General features: G+C 38.7%; 6 protein-coding genes. 4 read left to right on the plus strand and 2 right to left on the minus strand.

Features of this window, described 5'->3' with window-relative positions:
* Positions 1-33: 33 nt before the first annotated feature.
* The gene (locus tag V7138_RS08235) at positions 34-627 is read right to left on the minus strand and encodes a YdeI/OmpD-associated family protein (protein ID WP_335395923.1); all 594 of its coding nucleotides are present in this window, start codon (positions 625-627) and stop codon (positions 34-36) included.
* Positions 628-750: 123 nt separating this feature from the next.
* Positions 751-1,371: a DUF3298 and DUF4163 domain-containing protein gene (locus V7138_RS08240; protein ID WP_335395926.1), complete on the minus strand. Its 621-nt coding sequence runs from the start codon at positions 1,369-1,371 to the stop codon at positions 751-753.
* A gap of 238 nt (positions 1,372-1,609) precedes the next feature.
* Here V7138_RS08240 and V7138_RS08245 point away from each other — a divergent pair, with 238 nt between their 5' ends.
* The 4 genes from V7138_RS08245 to V7138_RS08260 all read left to right on the plus strand — a co-directional run bounded on the left by V7138_RS08245 (position 1,610) and on the right by V7138_RS08260 (position 6,658).
* Positions 1,610-2,722: a glycoside hydrolase family 88/105 protein gene (locus V7138_RS08245; protein ID WP_335395929.1), complete on the plus strand. Its 1,113-nt coding sequence runs from the start codon at positions 1,610-1,612 to the stop codon at positions 2,720-2,722.
* A 208-nt stretch (positions 2,723-2,930) separates the two neighbouring features.
* Positions 2,931-3,971, plus strand: a complete 1,041-nt coding sequence (dctP, locus tag V7138_RS08250; RefSeq protein WP_335395932.1) for a TRAP transporter substrate-binding protein — start codon at positions 2,931-2,933, stop codon at positions 3,969-3,971.
* 91 nt (positions 3,972-4,062) lie between these two features.
* Entirely contained in the window at positions 4,063-5,889 is a 1,827-nt protein-coding gene (locus tag V7138_RS08255; protein WP_335395934.1) for a cache domain-containing sensor histidine kinase, read from the plus strand.
* A gap of 22 nt (positions 5,890-5,911) precedes the next feature.
* Positions 5,912-6,658, plus strand: coding sequence for a response regulator transcription factor (locus V7138_RS08260; RefSeq protein WP_335395937.1), 747 nt, complete (start codon positions 5,912-5,914; stop codon positions 6,656-6,658).
* Positions 6,659-7,186 lie beyond the last annotated feature (528 nt).

Raw genomic sequence — 7,186 nt, forward strand, 5'->3', positions numbered from 1 at the left:
CAAGCTGCTCTAATTGGAGTAGCTTGATTTTTTCTAATCATTCATACCTTTACCATCAAGAATTTGTTGGGTGTATTTTTCAATTCTAGCCACCCGGGTTTTTGATTGCTTGGCACCTGAAAAATAAAAAAGATAAGCGTTCTGGCGCCCTGGTGTTAACCCTTCAAACGCCGTTTTTAATGCAGGAATTTCATCAAATTTCGCTTGTAGTTCTTCTGGAATTTCGTAATCTGTAGTCTTTTTTAACTCCACCTTCAACCCTGCTTTTTCAACCTCGATGGCTTCCTGAATATATTCTTTTATCATAGATTCTTGATCAATGATTTCTTGAAGAGTGGTAAAACGGATCTGTCTTGCGGCTTGTACATTCTTAGTTTGCTGGATTAATATGCCGTGTGGATCCTTTAATAAGGCACCTTTATGGAACAGGAGTGCACAGTATTCTTTAAATCCGTGCATTAACACGACATTTTTACCCTCATACATGTAACAAGGATGCATCCACTTAATATCCTCAGTTAGTTCAAATTCGAGAATAATTTCTCGCAACTTCTCAAACTCTTCTTTCCATTGCTTGGCTTTTTTGATGAATCCATCAACCTTACGATTCTTTTTAGGTTCTGTCACAAAGGCTCACCTCGGAATAATTTTGCTTTATGTAAAATCAGCACATGTTATTTGCTAATAATAGGATATGGATTGGGAGTGTGTCAAGAAGAGCAAGGTGAGAGGGAGGCCTGGTGCCCCTCCTCAATCATTCGTTGCCATTCTACCGAGCGGTCCATCTTCATTAATGATATCTTGAATGTCATAGACAGAGATCGGGAACATCGGAAAACCAAATACGTAAGGTGTCAGGTCATAAAGCTGAAAATAGATGACAAGTGTTTTGTCAGCGACATAGAATTCCTGATTTGGGCTGATTGTCGTGAATTCAGAGAGCAAGTCTATTTTCCGTTCTTTGATTTGGGCGAGAATGAGTTCGGATAATCTTGTTACATAATCACTGCCAGGCTTAAAGAGGTCCTTTAGGTCACATCGTCGTCCTTGCTTAAGGTCAAATGTTAACGAACGGATATACGTCATGCCGTGTGCAGCTTTATCATGATAGGTGTAGTTTGATTGAGTAAGACTTAGCACCTGCCGTTGATTGTTTTTGATTTCATAAAACCCCAGCATTTCTACCACTGTTGATGGCATATTTCCGACCTGTAGTGAAATCAATCCTTGGGTTTGGTGGATAATGGATTGGTTAATCAAATGCTGAAGCTGCTGATTTCGCATCTGACTGACTTGGGGATAATAGACCCTTTTCTTGGGGCCGAATCTGTAAGCTTGCGTTCCTACACTAACTGGAAAAGAAATAGGCATACGTCACATTCCTTTTTGCCTTATCGTATTCTCCTCATGAAAAGTGTGTGATAGCTTTTCGAAAGAACAAAGCTGTGGTTCCTTCCAAGCCAGAATTATATTTTAATAGATTCCATTTCTATTAGTTCAGGACAATAAATCACAAATTTATGTCAAATTACTCATATTTTAAATAATCAGAATTATATGTATTATTGAAACATGAGGTTTTACTACTTTTGGAGGAGGAACAAATAGCATGTCTGAAAATAGAGCATGGTCTGTCAGAATGGCGGATTCGGTTCTTCAATCCTATCCGGATTTGTCGGATAAGTGGGATCATGAATATGGTGTGGTTTTTAAAGGGATTGAAGATATCTGGCATAAAACAAAGGATCAAAAGTATTTTGACTATCTAGAATCAAACATTAAGCCACGTATTGCTGAAAACGGAGAAATTGCCGGATACGAACTTGAAGATTATAGTGTTGACCATATCAATACTGGGAGGATTTTATTTACCTTATATGATAGGACCCAGGATGAACGCTATCGGAAAGCTGCCACTATTTTACGGAATCAATTTAAAACACACCCACGTACAAGTGAAGGGCTGTTATGGCATAAAAAAATATTTCCGTACCAAAGTTTTTTAGATGGGATTTATATGGCGTCACCTTTCTACGCACAATATGCAAAAACCTTCGATGAACCGGAGATTTTTAAAGATATAACCAATCAAATTACGTTATTGGCAAAGCATTCACGTGATACAAACACCGGACTCTTATACCATGGGTGGGATGAGAAAAAGATACAAATCTGGGCGGATCCACAAAACGGCCATTCACCAAGCTTTTGGGGACGTGCCCAAGGCTGGTATTGTGTGGGAATTGTAGATGTTTTAGATTATCTGCCTGAAGATAATCCAGACAGAGAGCGATTAATTGAAATCTTAAATGGTCTGCTTTCCTCAATTGTAGAATATCAGGATCAGGAAACGGGTGTATGGTACCAAGTTGTTGACCAGGGTGACCGAACAGGTAACTACCTTGAATCCTCCTCTTCGAATATGTACATATATGCCTTGGCGAAAGGGATTCGAAAAGGGTATCTTTCTGAGCGTTTCTTACCTGCGTTAAAATTTGGTTATCAAGGGGTTTTGAATCAATTTATCGAGGTGGAGGATGATGGAAAAATCAGTCTTCACCAAACCTGTAAAACAGCAGGACTTGGTATAACGGACAACCGTGATGGTTCATTTGAGTATTATGTTAGCGAACCAATTGCTTCAAATGATTTCAAAGGGCAAGGGACTTTTATGATGGCAAGTGTGGCAGTCGAATCGATCAGTGAATTGGTTAAGAATTAACCCAAAACCTCTTAAAAATACCTGGAATCATCGTACTTGAGATTTCAGGTTTTCATCTAACGCCGACATTGTAATCGCTTACAACTTAAACAAAGAGAATGGTCACCTAATTTGGTAGAATCGCATTTCAACTTTAATGCGTTCCATAGATTTTCGGAGGAAAATCAATTCTACAAAACCATTAAAAAATAAGGGGGTTTAAAGGTTCATGAAAAACAAAAGGATTATCGGATTTTTAACGTTGTTATTCGCTTCGATGTTGGTTCTGGCAGCATGTTCAGGTGGTGGGTCAAACAAGACGGATTCCAATACGAAAGGAGACGATGGAGACAAGTCTGAAGGAAAAACCTATCAATTTCGTCTAGCTGAAACACACCCAATTGATTACCCAACAACAAAGGGTGATATTAAATTTGCTGAATTAGTGGAAGAACGAAGTAATGGCCGTATTAAAATTGATGTCTTTCCTTCTTCACAGCTTGGCGAAGAAAAGTCAGTCATTGAGCAGGTACAATTGGGAGCAATCGAATTCACAAGGGTTAGTAGTGGTCCTCTAGCTGAATTTAATAAGGATTTCGGAGTGTTCAGTCTTCCTTATATTTTTGATAATGACGAACACACATGGAATTTCTTAAATGGTGATATGGGTACGAAGATGCTAGAAAGTCTAGCTGATTCAAAATTTATGGGTCTTGCTTATTATAGCTCGGGCTCTCGAAATTTCTATTCGTCAAAACCGCTTAAGAGTATTGAAGACATTGATGGATTAAAGATTCGCGTGCAACAAAATAAAATTAATATGGAAATCATCGATGCGCTCGGAGCTAATGCAACGCCAATGCCATATGGAGAAGTGTATAGTGGTTTACAAACAGGCGTAATTGATGCGGCTGAAAATAACCACCCAAGCTACTTCTCTGCCAAGCACTATGAAGTGGCACCAAACTATATTCTTGATGGGCATCAACGTGTTCCTGAAGTGCTGTTGATTTCTAAAAAGGTGTGGGATGAATTATCCGCGGAGGATCAGGAGCTTATTAAACAGGCTGCACTTGATTCTGTCGAATTTCAACGAGCAGAATGGGATAAATATGAAAAAGAATCATTAGAAGCGGTTAAGAAAGATGGAGCGACAGTTGTCGAGGTTGACGATTTAACACCATGGCAGGAAAAAGTAAAACCTGTTATTGATAACTATCGTGATGAATATAAAGAAGTGCTTGACGCAATTGATGCTGCCAGAAAGTAAGAATTATGGTACGATTATGTCAAGAATGAGAAGAGACTCATATTTGGGCCTCTTCTTTTCCTTCATTTTAAAATAAAGTGGGGCTGGTTACTTGAAATCAGTATGGAGGAGAATAAGAGAGCGACTCAATCGGATCGTTTTTCTAAGAAATCATTCACTAACGGTGAGATTATCCGTATTTTCTGCAATTTTAATTGTGTTCCCAATGATCATTTTTACAGTTATATCTTATACGAGATTTTCAGAGGTGCTTCAAGAAGAAGCCCATGAATATAACCGTCAAATCAATGAACAGATCCAATTCTATGTGGAGGACTATTTACGAGATTTTGAGATAGAAGCCTTAAAGATTATCAATCACCCAGATACTACCCGCCTTTTAAAAGCTGAAACCTTTCAACACTTGAATGACGATACAGTTCCTGCAGTACGGAAAGTATTGGAGAATGCTGCATACTCAAGAGCAGACATTGTGAACTATACAATCATCCTCGACCAAGTACAAATCATCGACATAGCAGCTTCAGAGCAAAAGCAATCAATCCTAGAATTACAGAACGAATATTGGTACAATCTTGTTCCAAATAAAGGGCAAACTCGAATCCTAGTTCGTCGTATCCCTGATACCACCAGTCTTCATGGGACTTTAAACAAGATAGACGAACCAGTGATTACCATCGCCAAACGTCTCGTAAACCCTAGAAACTTACAACCATTTGGCATGTTGATAGTAGATGTGAATTATCGGAGAATGCATGACATCGTAAATCGGGTAAAACCAGGACACTCTGGATATTTTTATATTTTAGATGATGGTGGCCGATATGTGTACCATCCAAATAACGAAAAAATTGGGGGAATCGCAAGTCTTACCGATCGAAATATAAATTCTTCTGCAAGTTATTTTCTGAATAAAGAGAATAATCTTTTTTTAACCTGGAGTAAAAGTGAGGTACTAGATTGGAATTTTGTTACATATATCCCTTATTTGGAATTAATGAAGGGTGCGAATTACATCAGAAGTACCATCTTCTTCACATCAATTGTCTTTATCATCCTTGCTTATTTGATGAGTTTGGGACTGGCCACTAGCTTAGTTAATCCACTTAAGCGACTGCAGCGTTTCATCAGCAAAGTGGAAGTAGGCGATTTTACAGGAAAAGTACCTGTTGTTTCAAAAGATGAGATTGGTATGCTGACACATGGTTTTAATCACATGGTAGAGAAATTGGATACGTTAATGGATGAGGTATACACATCAAAATTAAAAGAAGTAGAAATGAATCTTAGACAGAAAGAAACAGAGTTAAAGATGCTTCAGGCACAAATCAACCCGCACTTTTTATATAATTCGCTCGACACTATAAGAGGAATGGCACTGGAGCGAGATATGGATGATATCTCAATTATGGTGGAATCCCTTGCCCAGCTGTTACGCTACAATATTAAAGAAGAAGCAGCAACCGTGACAATCCAACAAGAACTGCTAATCGGCGAAAAGTATTTAAAAATTCAAAAATACCGGTTTGAAGAGAAACTTTCCTATGATTTTGATATTCCTGTGGAGTTGCTGGAAAAAAAGATTGCGAAGTTTACACTTCAACCGCTTTTGGAGAATTGCATTGTTCACGGATTAGAGCCTCAGAACGGACAAACCAAGATTACGATACGTGCAGAATTTCTAAATACAGACGTCTTTGAGATAAGAATTACAGATACAGGACCAGGTATCGATGAGGAGAAAGTAGAGAAAATCAGGAGTCTATTAGACAGTAAGCATACAAATGAGTCCGTAACGCATATTGGTATCTTGAATGTACATAAACGCATAAAACATTTATTCGGCAATGAATTTGGCATTTTTCTGACTAGTAGTCTTACATCAGGAACCACAGTTCGCATTAAATTACCACTTTAGTTTGTTAGAAGGGGGGAACGTTATGCATCAAATCTTGTTGGTTGAAGATGAAAGATGGATTCGTACTGGCATACGGAAGACCGTTGAAAAAACAGGGCTGCCTTTTCAAGTTGTCCATGAAGCTACGAACGGCCTCGAGGCCTATGATTGGCTCACTCAGAACAAGGTTGATCTTGTGTTAACGGATATTCGGATGCCCGCAATGGATGGAATTGAGCTAATCAAGGAAGTCCGGCGGCGGGAGATGGAGATAGATATCATTATTATTAGCGGGCATGACGATTTTGCCTATACCCAGCAAGCCATTAGACATGGCGCCTTCGATTATTTATTAAAGCCTGTTGAAAAAGAAGGAATGAACGAAACATTAACGAAATGGTTACAGGAAATCGAACCGAAAAATCATCCAGTGGTCCGCGAAGACCGGACATCAAGTGATCTAAATGAATTGTCCCCAATCGAGCGGGTGCTCTTACATATCGATCATTCTTTATCAAAAGATGTATCCTTAGCGGAAGCAGCAGAAAAAGCACACTTAAGTACGAGTTATTTTTGCAAGTTGTTTAAGAAGGAAACCGGTACAAATTTTAACGATTATATTGTGAATGTTCGTTTACAGGAGGCAGCACGCTTACTTGAACATACCTCTTTAAAAATATCAGAAATTGCGAATAGACTAGGATACTCTGATCTAGCCTATTTCAGCAATTCGTTTAAAAAACAAAATGGCATAACCCCGAGCCAATATCGAAAAAGTAAGTTTAGTTAGGGACAGTGTACACTGTCCTTTTATAATTTTTATCCTAGTTTTAGTAACAAAAGAAAATTGCTTGGTATTTGGACAGAAAGAAGGAATAGATGTGACGGTGAGTCCAAATCACCGGTACATTCTGACAGAATCCGAGACACAAAGAGTGATAGTGTCAGAAAGAAAGCGTGATTTTGACAAAAAGAGGGCTAAAATCCGGTGGTAAGTCCAAATGAATACTTGATTTGGACATGTTCACTCCAAAAACGTGAAAAGGAGTCAAAAAGCATCCACCATTTGGACACCACAAAGGCAAAGCCGCATAAAAGAGTCAGAATAGAGGTGCCAATCGGACACAGAATAGGAAAAGTTGCAAAAATGAGTCCAAATCACTAGTGTATTCTGACAGAAACCGAGAAACCAAGATTGATAGTGTCAGAAAGAAAGCGTGATTTTGACAAAAAGAGGGCTAAAATCCGGTGTTGAGTCCAAATGAATGCTTGATTTGGACAGGTTCACTCCAGAGAAACGTGTCAAGTCCTGTATTAT

Source organism: Bacillus sp. JJ1533, from assembly GCF_036965045.1.
In the GTDB taxonomy this organism is placed as follows: Bacteria; Bacillota; Bacilli; order Bacillales; family Bacillaceae_L; genus Ferdinandcohnia.

Excerpts from the sequence above, each read along its gene's own strand:
- V7138_RS08240 (WP_335395926.1), bottom strand. The coding sequence starts at position 1,371 with ATGCCTATTTCTTTTCCAGTTAGTGTAGGAACGCAAGCTTACAGATTC.
- V7138_RS08245 (WP_335395929.1), top strand. The coding sequence starts at position 1,610 with ATGTCTGAAAATAGAGCATGGTCTGTCAGAATGGCGGATTCGGTTCTT.
- dctP (WP_335395932.1), top strand. The coding sequence starts at position 2,931 with ATGAAAAACAAAAGGATTATCGGATTTTTAACGTTGTTATTCGCTTCG.
- V7138_RS08260 (WP_335395937.1), top strand. The coding sequence starts at position 5,912 with ATGCATCAAATCTTGTTGGTTGAAGATGAAAGATGGATTCGTACTGGC.